General features: G+C 37.4%; 17 protein-coding genes. 2 read left to right on the forward strand and 15 right to left on the reverse strand.

The features are described from left to right. Positions 1-10 precede the first annotated feature (10 nt). The 5 genes from OMHG_RS14500 to OMHG_RS14520 all read right to left on the reverse strand — a co-directional run bounded on the left by OMHG_RS14500 (position 11) and on the right by OMHG_RS14520 (position 5,031). Complete coding sequence (locus tag OMHG_RS14500; RefSeq protein ID WP_010651616.1) at positions 11-406, reverse strand: DUF7768 domain-containing protein; 396 nt, start codon at positions 404-406, stop codon at positions 11-13. A 28-nt stretch (positions 407-434) separates the two neighbouring features. Then, complete coding sequence (locus OMHG_RS14505) at positions 435-767, reverse strand: HTH domain-containing protein (RefSeq protein WP_010651617.1); 333 nt, start codon at positions 765-767, stop codon at positions 435-437. A gap of 298 nt (positions 768-1,065) precedes the next feature. Continuing rightward, a complete protein-coding gene (locus tag OMHG_RS14510; protein WP_010651618.1) occupies positions 1,066-2,967 on the reverse strand; it encodes a helix-turn-helix domain-containing protein in 1,902 nt (633 codons plus the stop codon). Positions 2,968-3,066: 99 nt separating this feature from the next. Further along, positions 3,067-4,278, reverse strand: coding sequence for a helix-turn-helix domain-containing protein (locus OMHG_RS14515; protein ID WP_010651619.1), 1,212 nt, complete (start codon positions 4,276-4,278; stop codon positions 3,067-3,069). 27 nt (positions 4,279-4,305) lie between these two features. Beyond that, positions 4,306-5,031: a DUF5986 family protein gene (locus OMHG_RS14520; protein WP_010651620.1), complete on the reverse strand. Its 726-nt coding sequence runs from the start codon at positions 5,029-5,031 to the stop codon at positions 4,306-4,308. Positions 5,032-5,218: 187 nt separating this feature from the next. Here OMHG_RS14520 and OMHG_RS14525 point away from each other — a divergent pair, with 187 nt between their 5' ends. Then, complete coding sequence (locus OMHG_RS14525; protein ID WP_010651621.1) at positions 5,219-5,416, forward strand: hypothetical protein; 198 nt, start codon at positions 5,219-5,221, stop codon at positions 5,414-5,416. Positions 5,417-5,473: 57 nt separating this feature from the next. Here the strand turns inward: OMHG_RS14525 and OMHG_RS14530 are convergent, their stop codons facing one another. The 6 genes from OMHG_RS14530 to OMHG_RS14555 all read right to left on the reverse strand — a co-directional run bounded on the left by OMHG_RS14530 (position 5,474) and on the right by OMHG_RS14555 (position 11,932). Beyond that, complete coding sequence (locus OMHG_RS14530; RefSeq protein WP_010651622.1) at positions 5,474-5,854, reverse strand: hypothetical protein; 381 nt, start codon at positions 5,852-5,854, stop codon at positions 5,474-5,476. Between the two features lie 319 nt (positions 5,855-6,173). Further along, positions 6,174-7,634, reverse strand: a complete 1,461-nt coding sequence (locus tag OMHG_RS14535; RefSeq protein ID WP_010651623.1) for an LlaJI family restriction endonuclease — start codon at positions 7,632-7,634, stop codon at positions 6,174-6,176. Beyond that, positions 7,631-9,550, reverse strand: coding sequence for a 5-methylcytosine-specific restriction endonuclease subunit McrB (locus OMHG_RS17565; protein WP_010651624.1), 1,920 nt, complete (start codon positions 9,548-9,550; stop codon positions 7,631-7,633). The genes OMHG_RS14535 and OMHG_RS17565 overlap by 4 nt, the downstream gene beginning before the upstream one ends. Before the next feature lie 13 nt (positions 9,551-9,563). Beyond that, on the reverse strand, positions 9,564-10,619 hold the full coding sequence (locus OMHG_RS14545; protein ID WP_010651625.1) for a DNA cytosine methyltransferase: 1,056 nt from the start codon (positions 10,617-10,619) through the stop codon (positions 9,564-9,566). Then, complete coding sequence (locus OMHG_RS14550; protein WP_010651626.1) at positions 10,620-11,678, reverse strand: DNA cytosine methyltransferase; 1,059 nt, start codon at positions 11,676-11,678, stop codon at positions 10,620-10,622. Between the two features lie 62 nt (positions 11,679-11,740). After that, positions 11,741-11,932, reverse strand: coding sequence for a helix-turn-helix domain-containing protein (locus OMHG_RS14555; protein ID WP_010651627.1), 192 nt, complete (start codon positions 11,930-11,932; stop codon positions 11,741-11,743). 202 nt (positions 11,933-12,134) lie between these two features. On the opposite strand from OMHG_RS14555, the gene OMHG_RS17570 reads away from it, so the two are divergent. Further along, the gene (locus OMHG_RS17570) at positions 12,135-13,193 is read left to right on the forward strand and encodes an HNH endonuclease signature motif containing protein (protein WP_010651628.1); all 1,059 of its coding nucleotides are present in this window, start codon (positions 12,135-12,137) and stop codon (positions 13,191-13,193) included. Between the two features lie 354 nt (positions 13,194-13,547). Here OMHG_RS17570 and rlmD read toward each other — a convergent pair whose 3' ends face one another. The 4 genes from rlmD to gatA all read right to left on the reverse strand — a co-directional run bounded on the left by rlmD (position 13,548) and on the right by gatA (position 19,055). Next, positions 13,548-14,918 carry a 23S rRNA (uracil(1939)-C(5))-methyltransferase RlmD gene (rlmD, locus tag OMHG_RS14565; RefSeq protein ID WP_010651629.1) on the reverse strand — a complete coding sequence of 457 codons (1,371 nt, stop codon included), beginning with the start codon at positions 14,916-14,918 and terminating at the stop codon, positions 13,548-13,550. A gap of 167 nt (positions 14,919-15,085) precedes the next feature. Then, a complete protein-coding gene (locus tag OMHG_RS14570) occupies positions 15,086-16,000 on the reverse strand; it encodes a diacylglycerol kinase (RefSeq protein ID WP_010651630.1) in 915 nt (304 codons plus the stop codon). Positions 16,001-16,161: 161 nt separating this feature from the next. After that, a complete protein-coding gene (gene gatB, locus OMHG_RS14575) occupies positions 16,162-17,592 on the reverse strand; it encodes an Asp-tRNA(Asn)/Glu-tRNA(Gln) amidotransferase subunit GatB (protein ID WP_010651631.1) in 1,431 nt (476 codons plus the stop codon). Further along, positions 17,592-19,055, reverse strand: a complete 1,464-nt coding sequence (gene gatA / locus OMHG_RS14580) for an Asp-tRNA(Asn)/Glu-tRNA(Gln) amidotransferase subunit GatA (protein ID WP_010651632.1) — start codon at positions 19,053-19,055, stop codon at positions 17,592-17,594. The genes gatB and gatA overlap by 1 nt, the downstream gene beginning before the upstream one ends. Positions 19,056-19,068: the final 13 nt, after the last annotated feature.

Raw genomic sequence — 19,068 nt, forward strand, 5'->3', positions numbered from 1 at the left:
ACTCATCCTTTCATTCAAATTTCAAACCTTTGACCACACTGCGGAAATGATCATCCACACGTTCGTCAAGGATTAACGTTTTGGGATTTATCTGTTTAAACTTGTCATCATACATCCTTACTGGAATTTGGATTTCCTTTGCTACTTCAAGTTCATACTCCATCCCAAGAGTGATACTTGGACCAAGAAGCCATAACAAGTTACATTCTTTCATCAGTTCAATCCCAAGTTCGATTCCACGGATTCTCTCATATTGATCGTTATCATCTAAGAAGTTTGGAAAGTAGAGATGTGGGACTACTGGCATATGACCACATTCAGATAAAATTTTGGCAGCAAAAGCGGCCTTCTCAGTGTTTTTCTTGGTGTCTCCACGATAGGGAGAACATACAAATACCTTTTTCATTGCACTTACCATCCTTTCTCCATTCGGGTTACCCCGTGTTTTGATGCAGAGCAAAGTCCTTAAAAATGCTGTTCATTATGGCACGGTCACTTCCAGAAAGGCTTGTCCTAAGTCGTTCCAGTAAATCTTTCTGTTCAGGGTTTAGATACTTGCGGTTCATGTAGAATCCATCCATGACCCTAACTCCACCGCCATATCGACCACGCACTGTTTCAAGAGGGTAAGAAAGCGATAGGTGATCAATGTCATTTCTTATCGTTCTGACACTGACGCCAAATTCAAATGCTAGATTTTCCATTGTTTCATGTCTTCTATGACAAAGAGTTTCCATGATTTCCATTCGTCTTTCATTTGGCCCCATCGCTTTCTTCACCTCCTTCCCTTGCTCTGTGGTTATAGAATAAAAGTTAAATAGGCAGGTTTATTTCCTATTAAGAAAAACTTTTTCGCAAAACTTGAAAATAGGAAATCTCATAAGTTATCTAACTCATGCCTTAATACTAAGGGGTTTAAAGGTGTTTGCCTCGGACATGGAACGTCCGTTTTTAACGCAAAAAGAGCACCCCCAATGTGATATTTGATGACCACATTGGAAGGTGCTCTTGATTTTCAACAAAAAAATAACCGGACATTGAGAGTCCGGTAGAATTATATAAAAATTAATTTTCTTTTGATAACACTTTAAACTTGCTTGCTTTCATAAGTTCATTACATTCCTCAATTGGATTCAAATACATTCCCGTCAATATCATTTGATAAAGAATATGCTTTTGACTACCTGGCATAAAAACATTTCCTGATTTTTGCACTAAATCTAAGCTTAAAGGTAGCGGCAATTGCAATCCAACACATATAGAAACAACTGTACCGAATTTTGGTTTATAATCTAAATCATTTCTTATGCGCTGGATAGTTTTTGAACTTATGTCCGCTCTTTCGGCTAATTCTTCTACGCTAACCCCGATTCTATCCATGTGGACTACAACACTATCTCCAAATGTCTGCGGTAATTGTCGTTGGATTGCCGCAATTTCACTAGCTTTACTACTTAATGCTAAGCGCTTTTTAGCTACCTCTTCAGCGGAGAGGTTGTGTTGGGACTCTGAAAATGAAACCTCTATGAATCTATCAGTTGCAACACTTCGAAAAAGTACAGCTTCCTTATAGTACTCAATCCCATACCGAGAGTTTGCTTTAGCTTTCACGTCAAAAATTAAACAACATTCATCAATATGATTTCTCGCATAATCCGTAAGGGTTGCATAACCAGCATCATTTTTCTGTATATACTTCGGATCATTAATGCAAACATGTGCATTAACATAAAGGAATTCACCGGAATCTAATAACTGCTTTAATGCTGGTTTCGTAGCATATTCATAAAGAATATCTTGAGCACTTATCGAAAATGTTTGATTGTTTGTAAGAGCGATTTCATCGAATGAATGACTCGGCACATATTGTTCATCAATATAGTTATAAACACCAATTGCCTGTTTATATCCAAGATCAATCATTCGAATTTTTGCAGCCACCTTAGAAACCTCGAAAAAATTAGATAATTCATCGACGACTGCCTCAAAAATGGTGTATGTATAGCCTTTCTCATTACACTTTTGGTATTTAGCAATCAACTCTTCAATTTTCACTCTTGTTTGTTTTTCTGGCATCAGTATTCTAGGTGCTAGGGCATTTGCTTGCCATTCCATCCAATCCAAAGGCGTTCTGTTTCTTTCATCTTCGGCACCTTCACGTACTTGACAACTTATTGCACGAGCCTCTGGGTTATAGAGCTTTTCAAGTTCAAAAAAATTTTTATGTAAATCCCAATGAACACATTCGTGAATAATGGTATTATTCATAGATCCTATGTTACGCATAAAGAATACATCTGGATCAATTAGAATGGTTCCCCTTTTTACCCTTGCCTTCTTGTAAGTTCCGGTAGTAATATCATAGTATTTTATGCGTGAGTCAGAAAAATATATTTGGCCAAAAATAGTTCCTAGTTGGGTTATATGAACTTTGTGAACTTTTAACCCCATCCTTTTTGCTATTTTACGAGCTGGAACTTTCATTGGTTTTTCAAGAGCCACCGGATAATACTTTTTAAGAAAAGTTTCTGCAACTTTGTCCAATCCTTCTTTACTAATGACAGGAACGAGGTATTCTGAAAGACGATTTTCCTTTTTTTCTTTTTGTTTCATATAGACGGACACATCTATAACACCAAAATCTTGAAGTCCATCTTCCAAAATTGCCCCACAAGAAATCCTAAACCACTGTTGTAATCCATCTGTTTCACGATTTCTTTTTATCGTTTCAGCAATTTCAATTTCTGCAGATAAAATTACATCAAATTGAATTTCATTTCCTCCAGAACTTGTAATACTTACCCATTTGATTTCAAAATCGGACAGTTCTGCTTCATCAGGACTTTCTACATAGTTAGATTTACTTTCTAACTTATCAGGATTACTTTGAACAAATATTGATAATTCATTGAAGATTTCATTATAAAACCTATCTTCAATCACGTCTCTGAAAGAATTTAGTTTCAACGTAAACAGCCTCCTGTGAATAAATCAATTAAAGAGGACTGCCTCCCTCCCATGTACAAAATTTCTTGAGATTTATCCCTAGGAGACGGTTAAATTGCATTAATTACTTCCGCTATCCAAATCAGTTGAATGTCTAAGTTGTAAAATCTGTGGTCTTCTTTCTTCAACAAATAGTGTCCCTTCACGAAGATGGAGCAGTTCTTCAATATCCTTGTAATGCAAGGTAATGCCATTCTTTTTAAAAACTTGTAATATTTTCGTTGGAGAAAGTATATTTTCTTCTACTAAAAGGTCGATTGCACCTTGGAAAATGTTTTCATTCAAACTATATGGGGTATCACCAGGTTCTTTTTTTCGCCATCCTTTTTTCGATACCTGACGCATCAAGTACTGGAATTGATTATCGGTTATAATTCCAAGCTGATTACTGCGGTAAATCATTGCTTGAATTGAGACGTGCCATTTTTTCTTCAAGTATTGGTAATAATTCAAATCAGTTGGATAGGCCTGTACATCATTACTGAAGCTTTCTTTAGGTAATAGCAACGCACTCGCAAACATATTTGCCTGTTTTTCACGAGCCTTAAATTCTTCTTTAGTAATAAGATCCAAGCTTTCACTCCAAGGGTGGAGCAGAATATGACCCAGTTCATGTGCCATGTCAAACCGAATTCTACCTTCAGGTCTTTTTCCTAAAGCAACCGCTATAAAAAATCTATCCTCATTGTCAATGCTAGTTCGTTGGCTAAATGCATCGATTTTATCTTCGAATGTATTAAAACCCGTTATAATAATTCCGTTTTTCTCAAGTAGTAACTGTAAGTTATTAATTGGAGCATCACCTACACCCCAATATTCTCGTACTTGTTTTGCGATGGACTCTATTTTTTCTTGAGCATCTTCTAAACTCTTTTCATCAAATTCATCATCACTACAATCAAAAGATACTTCAGGTAAATTTAGGGGTGGGTAATCAATGAACTCTAGTAAAACTTCGTATACTTTTGCCACATACTCTAATTTAACACTTTGTGAAATACGATCCATTTTTGTCGCACTTGCAAGCGAACGAAAATAGGTAACCTCTGTGACAGTTTCACGAGCATCCTTCTGAAAGAAAAATTCATAAGGAAAATTTAGGGATGACGCTAAAGTAAACACTCGTTCATGCTCTGGTATATTTTTTTCATTCTCGTATAGCGAAAGAGATTGTTTGCTAATATCAGTGCGATTAGCTAATTCAGTTAGAGTAAGCCCTCTAAAGAGTCTTGCATTTTTTAGGCGCTTACCGTTAAATATTCGTTTATCCATAATTCCTCATCTCCTGACTTAATTTTGTCAGGCCTGCTTTGAAATATCTTTTAATTTAGGTCGTAGTCCAGATTTAACTTTCAACAGACCTTTTGCATTTTCAACAACTTCATCATTAAGGTCCTCATCAACAGGCTCGACATCTGTAAGCCGTGAAAAATCCGGCTTTATGTATTCATTCAGTGATGCCGCTTCGATAATATCAAAATCCTTATCTAAGAACTCTAATTGAATATCAATGAGTTCACTACCTACTGCATCGTATACGATGACATAATGACGATAACCTTCATTCGGATCAATAAGTCCTTCAACAATAGAAGAAAAGTCGTTCTGCAAAACATCTTCTTCAAAAGGATAAATATCCATCAGTGTCAACTGCTTTACAGGTGCTTCATAACCGCCATTTTCCATATATAAAATAGATTGGAGAAAATGTGGTTTATTGCGATGCTTTTTTGGTACAGCTTTTAGTGTTTGCTGAGTAGTAATCGTATATGAAATTTTTTCAATTCGATCAACAAGGATTCTGCCATGCCATGAATATCTTTTAAAAGGAACCAACTCTATATTCTCTCCTACTACCATGTTCCGAAGATTATCATTAATATAATCGCCACGAAGTTGTATAATAGCATTATTAGTTTCTTTATGATGTTCTCGAAGATACTGTGGTACGTCTTCAGCAATTGCTTTTTCTACTGACCGAACTATTCTTCGCATAAGACTTTTATTCATCTTGATTTTGTCCAAAATATTCCCTCCAATCTATTATATGTAATTCATTTTTACAAAATACATATAAATTGTCAAGCGAAGGGCCGTAATTTGATATTTTTGTTCAATTCTTTTTCTTAGTTCATTTTTTATATTCCATTGAAATTTTTCTAAGATTGCGCTAAGAATAAAAATAAGTTACGTTTTAAAAAGGAGAAAAAGTATGTTTATATGCGTTTGTGGAGGAGTTTTGCTTGTAGTTGCTATTGAAGAACCACCTGAACACTTGTCAGAAAAAGAGAAATTAGTTTATAACCGAATTTGTGATGTTAAATGTCAAAAATGCGGCAGGGTTTTCTATTCTCAGCCGTATGATGATGGTTCAAATATAAATGAAGTAAAAAACACGAAACCTATTTAAGCCTCTAACAAATATCCATCTAGTGTTTTGAATATGTATTTTTGAACTTCTAAATTTTCATAAAGTTTCTTTTAAAATCCCTTTAAAAATAATTTGCAGATTATTTCTAAGAAAATAGACTTCATCAATTGTCACGCTTCCGTAATTACTTTGTTCTTCCTCGTCCTCATGACGCACAAACAACAGTTTCCCCGCAAGATGAAAAACAGTCCCATCTTCGGCAATAACCTCAAAAACAGGATTATGGTGCTTCTCATAGCCTCTGTCATCAACAAGGATGACCATTTCATCGTTGTATTCCACTTCATCTAACCCTTCTGCACGAGCGAGTTGGCAAAGTTTTACATACTGTTCATCCAATGTATTAAATAGAACCTCAACATAATCCGCCTCAATTTTAAAGGAGTTAGTGTTAAAATCAATGGTGTAGACATTCATTTATTAATTTCCCCCCTTCCACTTATTTTTTCTTAAAAATTTTAGACCCCAGAACTTCATTTTGTTATTCCAAATTCAGACTTTCCTTTAGTAAGCGTCAATCCGTTGTTGCCATAATTATTTTCATTCCTCTAGGCTTATGAAAAAGAAAAACTCCTAACATTTGATGTTAAGCTGATTATTGCAAAACATCGGAAAAGTTAGAAGGTTTGAGGTGATATGACGCTTACTTAAAATGATAGTAACAAGAGAGAACGACATAGGTTTTGGTTGCTTATTTTTGCTGGTATACTCAGTTACATTGGCCCCCATATCTCCTTTATAAATGAAGTAGCCCTATATCCATTTTTTCACTAGCTAGATAGTGTGAGTACATTATGTCTGCGGGCAATTGTCTTAATAGTATGCTCTGTAACCCGAGAACATCTAACATTTCCATATTGACATACCCTTTGACAATAATGCTTTGTTGTTCGGTTGGCATCAAAAAGCAATTCTTCACATCTTGAATTCCATGGTCATTAACAAACTTTTTATATGCTAACTGATAGAGATACTGCTTTGTAATATCACCAATTCCCGGTTGTCCTCGTAGTTCTTTTCCTTGCTCAAGTTGAACGTTGTAATACTTGGCATCAAAAATAATGAATTGATGTGAGTTATTCATCTTATGGATTGACACAAGGTCTGGAACAAGGGTTTCCTTGACGATCTTTTGAAATACAGAACCGTCTTGCCCATAACCATTCCACTTTGGTTTTTCTATTAGTGAAATGAGCAAGTCATGAGGATTGTATCCATCAGCTAAAGAAATAGGGAGTGAGCCGAGTGGAGTCTGCAATTGATTGTCCAGAACTTCCGCACACACCTTTTCCCATACCAGATTAAAACTATTTGTACCAAACATAGTGAAACAATCAATATCTGCAAGACCGCTACTATGTGAAATATAAGCATATATCGTTTTCAGTAACAACTGCTTTCTTGTATTAAACTGCAAATTCAATTCATTCTGTATACGGTAAAGTATATAGTCTGTTTCTCCAAAATCATCTAGTTCTTCATCAGACACTTCAACCGGCAGTATATCAAACAAATCCAACAAATCAGCATCTTGTAGTTCTCTTGAGCAAATACTTACAATAGATTCATGGAGCCTTTTAAAGTAATCAAAATCATCATTAATACGTTTTTGCGTAAACAATTCTGTGTAATATGGACGATTATTACTGAGATAGGTAAAGGTCTCATTAATCGTCTTATCCCACAGTATTTCGCCAGAACCATTAGTTTCAATTATTTCTTGTGTATTCGTATATGCACCATTTTCGTAGTAGTCATGCAACAAGAAAATCATAACAGCAAGCAGATTAAAAGCGCTGCTTTCACTGTTATCGTTATACATACGAATGATTTGCTCTTTGCCATTATACTTTTCAAGGACTTTTAATATTGTTTTTAATTCTTCCAAAGGTTCATTGTTCTTAAAAATATATTTGGGATAGATTTTCAAAACACAACCCAAAACAGTTATTACTCCAACGAAAGTAAACACATAGAGGTATTCGTTTTCACCAATCTCTACATCTGCAACTTCGATATCTTCGTCCAAAAGGTCTGACATATTTTTTTGAGAATCCGTAGCCTTAACAGCCTTTAAAACACCATACTCTTTCAAACGCTTAATAATACCGACCGTTTTTTCTTCCGAGCATTGAAAGATGCCCTGTAATTCAGTTTGAGTGTATCTTTTCTGTTCTCGGACAAACTTCGATATCATTCTGCACCATCCTCTGCATGGTTAGTTGTAGGAGCAGCAGCGAATTTATCACTTATATTTTTACCAAAGATAAATACCCCCTTGTCCTCAAACTCTTTGCAAATAGAGGAGTATTTCGTCTTATCATTGCAACCATCAAAAAGAGATTGGCGTTTTTGTTTTGCTGCGTCATCAAATAGATACATGATAACTTTGCTCTTAAATGTAGCGATAAACTTTGTTGGGTCAATAGGGTCATTTTCAGGAATGATTTTCTTTGACAGAAAATAAGGACCAAGCAACTTATCCTCATTCACCTTATATGAAAGAAGTTCATCATTTATAGTTTTACGCAATTCATTCCACTCAACTACTCTCTTATTTACACCTTTGCCCAGTTCAACAGTTTTACCTACAATTTTTTCTTCGCTATCGTCAATACCCAGATAGGTGAAGTCCCATCTACGTTTGAACGCAGTATCCATAGGGAATACGCCTTGGTCAGCACTATTCATAGTTGCCCATATAAACATATTATCTGGTATTTTGATTTCAGTATAATCTCGTGGCTTACCACCTAATTCTTTAGCAAGATATTTTTTAATATCCTCAGATGTTTGAATAGCATATTCACTAACATTATCATCATCACGGTCTAATAACTGGAATACATCACCAAATACGGCTGCAACATTCGCTCTGTTGATTTCTTCAACAATTAACAAATATGGCTTAGGATTATCTGTCTGAGCATTTTTAAGCGCTTTAACATACGTCCTCATAAATGGGCCAGGGACATATTCATATGCAATTTCACTAGCAGACTTTTTATTTGAAATTAGATTTACATATGGCCTAATCGCACGACCATGATTTCGTTCAACGCTATTATCACCATTAGCATCAGATCCATCTTTTTTCTTAGTTTTAAACTTATCATCATTATATAATCCAAGTAAAAGTGGCAGACGTGTTAAATCGCCATCTTTAAACTTGTCATATAGCAAATCATATTTTTCTTGAGCCGTCTTATCACCCAATAGAACAGATAAAACCGCCTTCTCATCTTCGCTTGCGATCAGATCATTTACAGGATCCAACATGGTAGGCTTGTAAGTTCCTACAAAGTTAGCATACGAATAGTCGGGATGGAAAGTCACACGCTCATACTCGCCACCATTTTTAAGCAAGGTATCCTTATCTTGATTTAGAGTATAACTTTTTCCAGTTCCTGGTGCCCCAAATAAAATTCTATTTCTCTCAAATTTTGAAACTAATTCTGTCAAGTATTTAAGATTACCCGCCTGTTCTTCAGTAAAACTATTGCTCTCAGGTACAGAATGATCAGCCAATTCTGAAACGTGTCCTGTATGTAACCACTCAGAATTTTTTAAATAAAAATATAAAAATTCTTTCCTAAAAGCACATGCATATTCCCCATGACCTTTATCTTGCTGTACAAAGCCCTCAGTAATCGCTTTAGAAATACTTTGAATCTTTATTTGTTTAGAAATAGGTGTATCTGGAGATGCAGCATTTGACCGCTGCACTCTCCATGCACAAAAAATCGCCTCACCGTCTCTTTTATATATTCCTAATAAAATAGCTTTTTCACCATTCTGTAATTTGTCATATACATAATTGATATACTTTGCCTTTTGCTGAATCCTTTGCTCGTCCATCAAATTATTTCTACCACCTGGTGTTGTCCCTTTAGCACAAACATACACATTATGTGATGAGTCACCATTTGGAATAGATACCTGATACACTTCATTCATATCTTCGCTAACCGCCTGAACACTTACAGTATTTCCAAAAACATTAAAAGCATTTTCAAGTTCAATTTTTACTTGGTCAGATTTTAATGTGTAGCTTCTACTATAATCTGCCACTATGATATTTCCGTTTTTCTCAGCAAATTGATATTCCGGCATTCATCGTCACCTCTTATGAAAAGTATTGTTCTTTTATGCTTGTAGCAAGTTGAGAAACTAATAATGGAGGAACAGCGTTTCCAACCTGTCTCCACTGCTCTTTAAAATCTCCGCATAATTCATATTCATCATCGAATGTTTGAATTCTCTTTATCTCAGAAATTCTCAAAAACCTATTTTTCCAATGGAAAGGTCCCATATTATTAGAAAAACTAGCTTGAATTGTCCATGATGGCCTTTCTGGTGAAAGTTTTAATAAGAAAGACCAATATCTAGAACGCCACTTGAATTTGGGTTCTGGATATCCCCGTTCTGCTGTAAAATATAAATAATTATCTCCCGGTGGAATTTCCTTTAATAAATCCTTGTGCTTAGATCCAGCTTGCATTTGTTCATCTTCAGGTAAATCAAAATCAATATCTGATAAAACGTCACCACAAGTAACCCACTTTTTCTTCCCAATACTTAACAAATCTTGACTTTTCTCTGGATTAAAATGTGTTTCCTCTGGAAATTTAAAAGGTAATCCTTCTCCTCTCTTAATTCCAATGCAAATAAACCTCTCTCTGGTTTGTGGTACTCCATAATTTGCTGTATTTATAACCTTATAGCTAATATCATATCCCAGATCATCTGCCTTTTCTTTTAACAAATCAAATGCAGCTTTGTGTGGCTTATACACAAATCCAAATACATTCTCAAAAAAGAAAACTTTAGGTCTAATCTCCTCTAAGGCTCTAAAATACTCGTATAATGTAAATGAGTTTTCATCCTCCAAGGCTCTCTTTTTATCTGTCCGATAGAATCTAGATTTTGAATAAGCTGGGCAAGGCGGCCCACCAACCAACACATCTATATCTGACAGTTTCATGCCAATCTTTTCTAAAGATACGGCATAATTTATATTCCTTATATCATCGCATACTACCATCTTTCCTACCTTGTTGTGTTCCAGAGTATCACAGGCAGGTTTCCAAAAATCTGTTGAAAAACAGATCTCATACCCCGCCTTCTTAAACCCAATATCTATACCTCCACCACCTGAAAAAACACTTAATACATTTGGCATTTACATTAAACTCTCCTTTACGAACTCTATCATTGCCTTACCCATCAATGGTGGGACAGCATTTCCAATTTGCTTTTGGATAGACCTTCTAGAACCACAGAATTTATAGCCTCTTGGAAACGATTGAATTGCTGCGGCTTCTGGTGCTCTTAGTCTCCGATTATCCCAATGGAATGGTCCTACCCAAGGACCAGGTTGTGCTGTAATTGTCCATGATGGCAAATCTGGAGATAATTTAAGTAAAAAACTCCAAAATCTTTTATCTGCAACGAATTTAGGATTGGGATATCCAGCCCATGCAGTTAAAGCCTTATAATTCTTCCCTGGTGGAACTTCACACAAATCCTCGTAATATGTCCCACCTTTAGCAACTTCATACTCTTCGAAATATTCATCAGTATCAAATCCCTGAATCACCTCACCAACATTAACATATGGCTTTAAGCCTTTAGTCTCACATACATCAAGGGCACCATGAGTCTTAAGAGGCTCTTCAGTCTTAAAATTACCCTTTGTTCCTATAATAAATATTCTTTTTCTCTTTTGTGGGACACCATAATCAAGAGCATTCGCTTTGATTATCTTACATGTATATCCACTCTCTTCTACTATCTCTAAAAATTTCTCAACAATTATCTTATTTGTTGGGTGTAACAAACTTTCAACGTTTTCAAATACAAAACCATCTGGCTGAATATCTATTACTACTCGTAGATATTCATCTACCAAAGTTGCTCTTGGATCATTGATACCTCTTCTTGTCTGGTTACCAACCCAATACCCTGCCTTCGAAAATGGTTGGCAAGGGGCACCACCAATCACTATGAACTTTTTAGGATTGTGCTCTCTCACACACTCTTTAAAAACATCACTGTTAATTTGATGTAAATCACCTTCAAAAACCTTTGTATTTCCAAACATTTCATTTGCTTTAAGTGTTTTAATACAATCGGCATCGAAATCTGTACTCGAAATAACTGGTACATCAGCCATAAAACTAGCTATGTCTAAGCCTCCGGCTCCTGAAAACAAACTAACTGCTACAATATCTTTATTCATTATTAGTACCGCCTAACCCAAAATTCTATTTTAGTATAATGTATATTTTTTCCATAAATCCTCTATATTGCACTTTTTCCGCTCTTTACCCACGCGTCAACTTCTGAGATTTTAAACTTCCATTTTCGCCCCACTTTATGTGCTGGAATATCCGTCTTCTTTATCCAATTCCGAATAGTATCCTTATTTACACCTAAATATGACGCAACCTCTTCCAAACTTGACCACGCTTCATTTACAGAATTATCTACCAATTATTTCTCCTCCATTTTTGTAGGATAGTTTCTAGTATAAATAATGCGAAGCTAACAATCAAGAAATCTATGTTTTTGCATAATTTAATATGAATAACTATGATTTAGTATGTATTTTAATATTTTACTATAAAAAAACGAATATATATAAAAATATACCTAATTGGTATAATGTACATATAACCAAGGAGGTATTATCCATATGTCATATAATCAAATTTCATCAACTGGTGCAATTATAAGTGCTACTAACCCTCCGAATATTAGTAGTAAAGAAATTAGAGAATATATATACCAAGCGCTAAACTTACACGATTACACATTTACTTGGATTCAAAAACATTCGCAGCCATATCAAGGAATCCTAAATGATGGTGAAAAAGATATCAACTTATATATATATGCTTGGAACATGTCACCTGCATATAGAACAAACCCTTCAGAAAAAAGGATTCAAATTCAGGCTGCAGTAAATAATGTTGGAATTGATAGACCCATCTCAGATACAGAAAAAACCATTATCCTTGGTTTGTACAACTCTCCTACTGGTGCTCCCTTATTTGTGGCTTGGGACACAACCGTAAACCGTGGTCACGGTCAAAAGTCTTGTTATGTCCAAATTGAAGATGTAGCCAGAGCATTAACAGACGGCATATACAAAACAACTGACAGAAACAATGCACCAATATACACAATGACTCAAGAATTATTAGGTGATTACGTTTCTTTACTCAAATCATCAAACACACTACGTATTGCTACGCCTGCTACACCTACTACTTTACTTTCGAGAGTTAAGAATGCTAGTAGACCAAGTAGAAAGAAACGTGCAATCAGAACAATTGCTCAAATTCAATCCTCCATAAACTCCCTTACTACTACTGAAAAGGAAGTTGTATGCAAGCAACGTATCGGACAGGGATTGTTTAAAGATTTACTAATAGAGAAATACTCCTGCAAATGTGCCTTATGTGATATAGATACTAAACGTATGCTAATTGGTAGTCACATCAAAACATGGGCTGACAGCAATGACACTGAAAAACTTGATGAAAATAATGGATTACTATTATGTGCTCATCATGATGCGTTATTCGACAAATATTTAATATCCTTTGATGATGATGGAACATTATTAGTTTCTCCGACACTTAATGCAGCTGAGCAGAACAAACTTCATTTATCTGATATACCTGTATTAACAGTAACTCCTGAAATGAAACCATACCTAGCTCATCACCGTTCCAAATTACGTAATTAAGTTTTGCAAATACGCAACATAGAACATATGTTGCGTATTTATTATACATCAAGAGAGTCTATAAATGTCTATATGTGCTTTTTATCCTAATTTTTGAATTGAAACTCAATGATATATAGTAAAAAAATATATTATAGAATAGTTAAAAATGTATTCTTGCGTCAAATCGTTCTCCCTTTTGCCAAACGATTAAACCCTATTCGCAAAACTGCACCTCCTTTATCTACTTCTCCATTACTCACAAAGTCAAAAATCTCTATAAACACACCTAAAATTTCTCCCACATCTCTAGTCCCAACATAAAAATAACCATCGAAAATGCCCTAAATAAGCCATTTCCAAGGGTTTCAATTATTATTTTAACTCCAGCAGTGCGACCGTTTCAACGTGTGGTGTCTGCGGAAACATATCGACTGGCTGAACTTCTTTTGTCTCATATCCTCCGTCTTCAAGAATACGCAGATCGCGGGCAAGTGTGGATGGGTTGCAGGAAACATATACGATGCGCTTTGGCTGCATATCAAGCATTGCTTGAAGGAAATCCACATCGCAGCCTTTACGAGGCGGGTCTACAACGATAACGTCTGGATTGATTCCTTTTTCCTTCCAGTCTGGCATTACTTTCTCTGCCTCACCCACAGAGAATTCAGCATTCGTGATGCCATTTAGCTTCGCATTGTTCTTGGCATCATTAATTGCTTCTGGGACAACTTCTATGCCGTAAACTTTTTTGGCCTTTTGGGCCAGGAATAGTGAAATGGTTCCGATTCCGCAATAGGCATCGATAACCGTATCGTCTTTTCCGATTTTAGCGTACTCCAAAGCCTTGTCGTACAGTGCTTTTGTTTGTACTGGGTTTACTTGAAAGAAAGATTTTGCTGAGATAGCAAACGTGATGTCACCAATTTTGTCATATATATATTCCTCGCCCCAAAGTACTTTCGTCTTTTCACCTAAGATAACGCTCGTGCGCTGCGTATTGATGTTTTGCACAATCGATTTTATTTGAGGGAATCGTTCGGTCAACTCCTGGATGATCAGTTCCTTGCCGGGAAGCTTATTCGAGCGTGTTACCAGTACAACCATTGCCTCATTAGTGGCAAAGCCGGTCCGGACCATAATATGCCGTAATTCGCCGCTATGGTTTTCCTCATTATAGGCCTTGATGCCAATCCGGTTTGCGATTTCCCTTGTTGCCTTCACCATTTCATTTATGGTTTCATCCTGGATGCTGCAAGTTTCCGTGTTTTCAAGGATTCGATGACTCCGTTTTTGATAGAAACCAGCAATCAGCTCACCATTCTTTTCTCCGACTGGGATTTGAACTTTGTTCCGATAATGAAATGGATTATCCATGCCAATAATCGGATGTACCGGAACATGATCTAAATGCGCAATCTTTTTCATCACATTTTTCACTTGATTCTGTTTCATTTCCAGTTGAAGCTTGTAGCTCATGTGTTGAAGCTGGCAGCCGCCGCAATGGATGTGGCAGGACGCTTCCACTCGTTCAGGGCTCTTAGTCTTGAGTTCGAGCATTTTACCGAATCCAAAATTCTTGTTGGCTTTCACCACCTTGACTATAGCTTCCTCACCAGGTAATGCATTAGGGACAAACAATGGATAGCCATTGATTTTTCCGACACCATTTCCTTCATGTGTCAGATCCTCAAATGTCAGCGTAATCGTATCGTTTTTCTTCACTGGAGCTGTATGTTTCGCCATTTATATCTTCCTTTTATATACAAATATTATGGTTCCTATCTTACCATATTTATGGGATGGTATATATCCATACCCCTATTTGATGTGGTTAGTATTTTATGCAGTTGAATTGTAATTTAGCCAATTCGACAAATTTCGGGGAGTGACAGGCACCTAAAAAGGAAGACTTAGTCCAAGTCTTCCTGTCTTTGGATGAATTCTTCTGGTACGCAAAACTCGATATGCTGCTGCAGGTTAGTGAATTCCCCTGGAAGCAGTCCACCATATTCTCCATCAATATTCAATTGCATCTTATCGTCGGTATGGACTTTTATATGCCTTGCCTGCGTGTACATGATGTTCTTGCTTTTCAGATGTTCTCCCCTTACTGCCAAGGTTGCAATCTGAATGAATTCTGCAAGATTCGTCTTCTTCAGAATAAGCAAGTCAAAAAATCCATCATCCATTTTAGCTTCTGGTGCAAGTTTTTCAAAGCCGCCAACTGAATTCGTATTGGATACAAGGAAAAGCATGATATCTTCTTCCAGTACTTGTCCATCGTATTCGATTTTGACCCGCGATGGCTTCAAGGATGGAAGCATCTCAATCCCCTTCATATAATAAGCCAATTGCCCAAGTACCGTTTTTAGCTTACTTGGTACATCATAGGATAGTTCTGTCAATTTCCCGCCACCAGAGATATTCATGAAATAATGATCATTTACTTTACCGATATCCAGCATCATGGATTTTCCTGATAAGATGACATCCACAGCTTTATGGATATCCCTTGGAATATGCAATGCTCTGGCGAAGTCATTGGTTGTTCCTGCCGGGATTATACCAAGCTTAGGGCGTCGCTCATATCCTGCAAGACCGTTGATCACTTCATTAATCGTGCCGTCGCCGCCAGCAGCTACCACAAGATCATGCCCGCGCTCCACAGCCTGTTTTGCGGCTTCAGTTGCATCACCCTCACAGGTGGTTGCATGTGCGGATGCTTCATAACCTGCCACTTCAAATTTCTCTAAAATAGCTGGCAGTGCTTTCTTTATTGCTTCACGCCCAGAAGTTGGATTATATATTATTCGGGCCTTTTCCATTTCAGTTCCTCCCCCAATACGTCACTATAAAGGGTTTCTCAATTTTTAAGTTTTATTAACACCTAATCAATATCATAGACCTTTTTGCCGTTTTTGAAAAGGTTTATATATACATATATGGAGGCTGCCATTTCTGAAAATGACAGCCTGCAAGGTGGATTTTATCTATTATTCAGTTCTTCTGCAAGAATCTTATTAACGAGCGGCGGGTTAGCCTGTCCCTTGGTTTCCTTCATGATTTGTCCAACAAGGAAACCTTTGGCCTTCCCTTTTCCATTTTTAAAATCAATAATCGATTGCTCATTATTATCTAGAATCTTATTGACGATTTCTTTCAGTTGTTCAGGGTCAGATATCTGGACGAGTCCCTGATCCTTAACAATTTTATCTGGGTCCCCGCCTTTTTCAACTAGTTCAGCGAATACCTTCTTCGCAATCTTGGAAGAGATGGTTCCATCTTCTATGAGCTTAATCATTTTCGCCAATGCTTCAGGCGTAAGAGCTAATTCCTGAAGCTCTTTGTAATGCTTGTTCATGTAGGCAGATACTTCACCCATCAGCCAATTGGATACCTGTTTGATATCTGCTCCCTGATTCACTGCCGCTTCAAAGAAATCGGACATTTGCTTGGATGCTGTCAGCACATCTGCATCGTACTCAGATAATCCAAGATCTGAGATATAGCGTAATCTGCGTGCATCCGGAAGCTCTGGAATTTCGCTGCGGACGCGTTCTTTCCATTCTTCATCAATATATAATGGAACGAGGTCTGGTTCAGGGAAGTAACGATAGTCATCTGAACCTTCCTTGACACGCATTAGAATGGTTTCTTTTGTCTTTTCATCATAGCGGCGTGTTTCCTGAAGGATTTCTCCGCCTGTAAGCAATACCTTTTCCTGACGTTTCTCCTCAAACTCAAGTCCCTTTTGTACATAGGAGAAGGAATTGAGGTTCTTCAGCTCTGCTTTTGTACCAAACTTCTCCTGGCCGATTGGTCTTAGAGAGATGTTGGCATCACATCGCAGGGAACCTTCCTGCATTTTCACATCGGATACACCTGTATATTGAATGATATTTTTCAGTTTTTCCAAATATGCATATGCCTCTTCCGGGGAGCGCATATCGGGTTCTGACACGATTTCGATTAATGGTGTACCTTGTCGGTTAAAGTCAACATACGAATAGCCATCTTCACCATGTGTCAGTTTACCGGCATCCTCTTCCAGATGAAGCCGCGTTATGCCGATGCGCTTTTTCTTGCCATTGACTTCAATCTCGATCCAGCCATGTTCTCCAATCGGCTGATCAAATTGCGAAATCTGATAGGCTTTTGGGTTATCCGGATAGAAATAGTTTTTACGGTCAAATTTTGTGTCGGTTGCAATCTCACAATTAAGTGCCATTGCCGCCTTCATTGCAAAGTTTACCGCTTCTTCGTTTAAGACCGGCAATGTGCCCGGGTATCCAAGGTCAATTGGGTTTACATTCGTATTCGGATGGGATCCGAATTCATTTACACTCGGGCTGAATATTTTTGAGTCAGTTTTTAATTCTACGTGTACCTCTAGTCCAATTATTGTTTCAAAATTCATTAGTTGGCACCTCCAAGCTGAGGTCGTTGTTTATGATGTTCTGTTGCCTGTTCAAATGCATGTGCTGTACGGAATACGGTACTTTCATCAAAGTATTTTCCGATAATCTGCAATCCGATTGGAAGACCTTCTGCAGAAAAACCGCACGGAATGGAGATTCCCGGAACACCTGCAAGGTTAACTGGGATTGTCAGGATGTCATTGGCATACATCGTTAATGGATCGTCCGTTTTTTCTCCAACTTTAAAGGCTGGTGTCGGAGTGGTTGGTCCAATAATGACATCATATTCTTCAAAGATTTTATCAAAATCATTTTTAATCAATGTACGTACTTTTTGCGCCTTCTTATAATAAGCATCATAATAGCCGGAGCTTAACGCAAACGTTCCAAGCATGATTCGGCGTTTTACTTCTTGTCCAAATCCTTCACTGCGGGATTTCTTGAACATATCAATCATATTATCGGCATTTTCACTGCGCACACCGTAACGGACACCGTCAAAACGGGCCAGGTTAGCAGAGGCCTCAGATGAGGAAAGCAGATAATAGGTTGCTACAGCATATTTGGAATGCGGAAGCGATACCTCTTCCCATGTTGCACCCATTGATTCATATACCTTCAATGCTTCCAGGACAGATTCCCGTACTTCCGGGGCTACCCCTTCAGCAAGATATTCTTTTGGAACGGCAATCTTTAGACCTTTCACATCACCTGTTAAAGCTTCTGTATATGCTGGAACATCGACATTGGCACTAGTTGAATCCATTTCGTCATGTCCTGCAATTACTTCCAGCACGCGGGCATTATCTTCAACTGTACGGGTAATCGGTCCAATCTGGTCAAGGGATGAGGCGAATGCCACAAGGCCGAAACGGGAAACACGACCATAGGTAGGCTTCATTCCGACAACACCACAGAATGCTGCAGGCTGGCGAATCGAACCACCTGTATCAGAGCCTAAGGAAAATAATACTTCCCCTGCCGCTACTGCCGCCGCAGAGCCACCACTGGATCCTCCTGGGACATAATCTGTATTCCAAGGATTTCTTGTTGGATTGTAACTGGAATTTTCATTAGAAGAACCCATTGCGAATTCATCCATGTTGAGCTTTCCGATAGTAACGATTTGTTGCTGATTCAATTTCTGTACAACCGTTGCATCATATAAGGGATCAAGAAAATTATCCAGGAATTGGCTCGCACAAGTCGTGCGCAGGCCCTTTGTCATGATATTGTCTTTAATACCGCTTGGAATCCCAAAAAGGTCAGCTCCGGCACCAGATGCGTCCAGTTCCTTTGCCTTGGCACGTGCAGCTTCCTCATTCAGCGTAAGAAATGCATGAACTTGATCGTCTACCTCATTAATTCGCTTATAGGATTCATCTACCAAATCCAGAACGGTGATTTCTTTATTATGTAGCTTTTCTTCTAACTCTTTTATCGTGTGGTCAAATAATGACATCTAAGGTTACCCT

The organism is Oceanobacillus massiliensis str. N'diop (assembly GCF_000285495.1).
Classification (GTDB): domain Bacteria; phylum Bacillota; class Bacilli; order Bacillales; family Amphibacillaceae; genus Oceanobacillus; species Oceanobacillus massiliensis.

What these genes read in the sequence shown, in the direction of transcription:
- OMHG_RS14570 (WP_010651630.1), bottom strand. Translation starts at nt 16,000, where the DNA reads ATGGAAAAGGCCCGAATAATATATAATCCAACTTCTGGGCGTGAAGCA.
- OMHG_RS17570 (WP_010651628.1), top strand. Translation starts at nt 12,135, where the DNA reads ATGTCATATAATCAAATTTCATCAACTGGTGCAATTATAAGTGCTACT.
- OMHG_RS14515 (WP_010651619.1), bottom strand. Translation starts at nt 4,278, where the DNA reads ATGGATAAACGAATATTTAACGGTAAGCGCCTAAAAAATGCAAGACTC.
- OMHG_RS14500 (WP_010651616.1), bottom strand. Translation starts at nt 406, where the DNA reads ATGAAAAAGGTATTTGTATGTTCTCCCTATCGTGGAGACACCAAGAAA.
- OMHG_RS14505 (WP_010651617.1), bottom strand. Translation starts at nt 767, where the DNA reads ATGGGGCCAAATGAAAGACGAATGGAAATCATGGAAACTCTTTGTCAT.
- gatA (WP_010651632.1), bottom strand. Translation starts at nt 19,055, where the DNA reads ATGTCATTATTTGACCACACGATAAAAGAGTTAGAAGAAAAGCTACAT.
- OMHG_RS17565 (WP_010651624.1), bottom strand. Translation starts at nt 9,550, where the DNA reads ATGCCGGAATATCAATTTGCTGAGAAAAACGGAAATATCATAGTGGCA.
- rlmD (WP_010651629.1), bottom strand. Translation starts at nt 14,918, where the DNA reads ATGGCGAAACATACAGCTCCAGTGAAGAAAAACGATACGATTACGCTG.
- gatB (WP_010651631.1), bottom strand. Translation starts at nt 17,592, where the DNA reads ATGAATTTTGAAACAATAATTGGACTAGAGGTACACGTAGAATTAAAA.
- OMHG_RS14545 (WP_010651625.1), bottom strand. Translation starts at nt 10,619, where the DNA reads ATGCCAAATGTATTAAGTGTTTTTTCAGGTGGTGGAGGTATAGATATT.
- OMHG_RS14550 (WP_010651626.1), bottom strand. Translation starts at nt 11,678, where the DNA reads ATGAATAAAGATATTGTAGCAGTTAGTTTGTTTTCAGGAGCCGGAGGC.
- OMHG_RS14525 (WP_010651621.1), top strand. Translation starts at nt 5,219, where the DNA reads ATGTTTATATGCGTTTGTGGAGGAGTTTTGCTTGTAGTTGCTATTGAA.
- OMHG_RS14530 (WP_010651622.1), bottom strand. Translation starts at nt 5,854, where the DNA reads ATGAATGTCTACACCATTGATTTTAACACTAACTCCTTTAAAATTGAG.
- OMHG_RS14535 (WP_010651623.1), bottom strand. Translation starts at nt 7,634, where the DNA reads ATGATATCGAAGTTTGTCCGAGAACAGAAAAGATACACTCAAACTGAA.